The 2,699-nt window shown below is 71.1% G+C and carries 4 protein-coding genes; 2 read left to right on the forward strand and 2 right to left on the reverse strand.

Annotated features, from left to right (window positions below):
- Positions 1-692 (reverse strand): glycosyltransferase (locus ABNT58_RS00910; protein ID WP_348751634.1); only part of this gene is annotated, 692 nt, incomplete at its 3' end.
- Positions 689-1,186, reverse strand: a complete 498-nt coding sequence (locus ABNT58_RS00915; RefSeq protein ID WP_348751635.1) for a GNAT family N-acetyltransferase — start codon at positions 1,184-1,186, stop codon at positions 689-691. The genes ABNT58_RS00915 and ABNT58_RS00910, both read right to left, overlap by 4 nt.
- 75 nt (positions 1,187-1,261) lie before the next feature.
- On the opposite strand from ABNT58_RS00915, the gene ABNT58_RS00920 reads away from it, so the two are divergent.
- Positions 1,262-2,206 (forward strand): sodium-dependent bicarbonate transport family permease, encoded by a 945-nt coding sequence (locus ABNT58_RS00920; RefSeq protein WP_348751636.1) that lies wholly within the window; start codon positions 1,262-1,264, stop codon positions 2,204-2,206.
- Entirely contained in the window at positions 2,203-2,517 is a 315-nt protein-coding gene (locus tag ABNT58_RS00925) for a transcriptional regulator (RefSeq protein WP_348751637.1), read from the forward strand. The genes ABNT58_RS00920 and ABNT58_RS00925 overlap by 4 nt, the downstream gene beginning before the upstream one ends.
- The last annotated feature ends 182 nt before the right edge of the window (positions 2,518-2,699 follow it).

A 2,699-nucleotide genomic window follows, 5' to 3' on the forward strand; every position in this document is an offset into this window, starting at 1 on the left:
CCTTCCACCAGAGGCTGCGGCCAGTCGGGCTGGGCAAGGCCGAACCAGGGCGCGAACAGCGTGATGCTGAGGTCGGGCACGCTTTGCAGATGCTCGACGAAATGCGCGATGGGCGGCAGGCCCAGCGGGCTGCGCAGCGCGTTCAGGTCGGCCACGGTCAGCGGGTCGATCAACTGCTGGTCGATGCGGCGCCAGGCCCAGCGGCGCCAGGCCATGGGCACCCAGGCCGGCACCGCCAGCGGCCCCAGCTTCAACGGGTGATGCACCGTGCGCAGGTTCTGCGGCGCCAGGTAGGCACCCACGATGGGCAGGCCGGGCCGCAGCGCGCGGCACAGGTCGGCCGAGGGCAAGGCCAGCGGGTGAGCCACCAGCAGCAGCCGCTCGTCGGCCGGCATCGCCTGCAAGGTGTCGTGCAGCCGCCGCAGGCCGGGCCGCAGGTGGCGCCAGATGATGCCGAAGCCCTTGCGGGCGTCCCACAGCGCGGGCTCCTGCGTCACGGCTTCGTACTCGGCCCGGCTGCCCATGGCCCGCACGCCCAGGCCGGCTTGCTGCACCAGCCGGCCGAACACCTCGGGGCACAGCACCGTCACCCGGTGGCCACGCGCGTGCAAGGCCTGGCCCAGCGCCAGGAAGGGGTGGATGTCGCCCGCCGAGCCCAGCGTGGCCAGCAGCACATGCAGCGGCGGCTTCATGGCTGCAGCGTGCATTGGTAGAGGCCGTTGGGCCGCGGGTCGAAACCCAGCGCGCTGAACAGGCGCTGCGAGCGCATGTTGTCCGCATCGATGTCGGCCAGCAGCGTGTGCAGGCCCAGCGTGCCCGCCGCATGCGCCATCAGCGCGCGCAGGGCCTCGCTCATCAAGCCCTGGCCCCAGTGCGCCTGGGCCAGCAGGCAGCCCACCTCGGCCTGGTGCAACGGCCAGTCAAAGCCGTGCAGGCCGCAGGTGCCGATCAGCCGGTCGTCGGCCCGCATCGCCACCGCCCATTCGAACGAGAGTTGCGCGGCCAGCAGCCGCTCGACACTGTCGTGCAGGCGGGCCACATCGGCCAGGCTGGTGAACGGCGGGTCGCTGGCATGGCGCATCACCCGTGCGTCGCCGTAGACGGCGAACAAGGCCTCGTCGTCGGTACCGCGGCGCAAGGGGCGCAGCCGCAGGCGGGCGGTGGCGAGCACGGGCAGGGCATCCATGGGGCCATGTTAGAAGCCCATGCGCCGCGCGCTGCGCCGATACTTCGGCCCGTTCCAGGAGCCTTGCCGATTGCCATGATCGACGTCGTCGTCTTCTTCTTCCTGCTGGGTCTGTTCGCCCGCCTGGTGCGCAGCGAACTGAAGCTGCCGGAAGCGCTGTACGAAACCCTGTCCATCTACCTGCTGCTGGCCATCGGCCTGAAGGGCGGCATCGAGCTGTCCAAGCAGCCGCTGGCCACGCTGGCGCCCGAAGTGGCGGTGCTGGCCGCCATGGGCTTCCTGATTCCGGTGGGGCTGTATCCGCTGCTGCGGCTGCTGCGCCTGTCGGGTGTGGACTCGGCGGCACTGGGCGCGCACTACGGCTCGGTGAGCGTGGTCACCTTCGCGGTGGCGCAGACGGCGCTGGCCCGTGCCAACCTGCCGCTGGAAGCGCAGGCGCCGCTGTGGGTGGCCGTGCTGGAGGCGCCGGGCCTGCTGGCCGGCATCCTGCTGGCACGGCTGTCGGCGGCGCGCGATGCCAGCGGCCCGCCGCGCTGGGGCGAACTGGCGCACGACGTGCTCTTCGGCAAGAGCGTGCTGCTGCTGGTGGGCGGCATCGTCATCGGTGCGGTGGCCGGCGAGGCAGGCACCGCGCCCATCAAGGCCGTGTTCATCGATCCGTTCAAGGGTGTGCTGGCGCTGTTCCTGCTGGAGCTGGGGCTGGTGGCCGGCGGCCGGCTGGGCGATGTACGTCGCTTCGGCTTGGCGGTGCTGCTGGTGGGCATCGGCGCGCCGCTGCTGCTCAGCGGCGTGGGCGCGGCCACCGGCCTGCTGCTGGGCCTGGGCACCGGCGGCGTGGCGATGCTGGCCACGCTGGCCGCCAGCGCCAGCTACATCGCGGCGCCCACGGCCATGCGCATCGCGGTGCCGCAGGCCAATGCGGCGCTGTCCATCACCGCCGCGCTGGGCATCACCTTTCCGTTCAACATCGTCATCGGCATTCCGCTCTACATCGAGCTGGCGCGCAGGCTGCACCCATGAACACACCGCTGTCCACCCATCCCCGTACGCTGCTGGTCATCGTGGCCGAGGCCGCCCTGGAAAAGCCCCTGGTGCGCGAAGCGCGCCAGCGCGGCGTGCAGGGCTGGACCGTGGCCGAGGTGCACGGCCGCTTCTTCGAAGGCGAACGTGAAGGCGCCTGGGAAGCCGACCGCACCATCGAGCTCAAGCTGCTGTGCGACCGCGCCACCGCCGAAGCCCTGGCCCAGGAGGTGCTGGCCCGCTATGCGCCCCACTACAGCGTGGCGATGTACTTCACGCCGGCCGAAGTGCTGCGGCCGGAGCGGTTCTGAAGCCACGGAGGACCTGACCCATGACCAGCATCATCTTGCGCGAGCCTGATTTCGTGCGCCAGCGCAAGCTGCAGAGCTGCTGGTTCGCCTGCCTGCAGATGCTGCTGAAGTGGCACACCGGCAGCAGCGACATCCAGGACCCCGAGGTGAAGCGGCTGACCAGCCACTTCCAGGGCCGCTCG

This window comes from uncultured Aquincola sp., assembly GCF_964001545.1.
GTDB lineage: Bacteria > Pseudomonadota > Gammaproteobacteria > Burkholderiales > Burkholderiaceae_C > Aquincola.

Excerpts from the sequence above, each read along its gene's own strand:
- ABNT58_RS00920 (WP_348751636.1), top strand. The coding sequence starts at position 1,262 with ATGATCGACGTCGTCGTCTTCTTCTTCCTGCTGGGTCTGTTCGCCCGC.
- ABNT58_RS00915 (WP_348751635.1), bottom strand. The coding sequence starts at position 1,186 with ATGGATGCCCTGCCCGTGCTCGCCACCGCCCGCCTGCGGCTGCGCCCC.
- ABNT58_RS00925 (WP_348751637.1), top strand. The coding sequence starts at position 2,203 with ATGAACACACCGCTGTCCACCCATCCCCGTACGCTGCTGGTCATCGTG.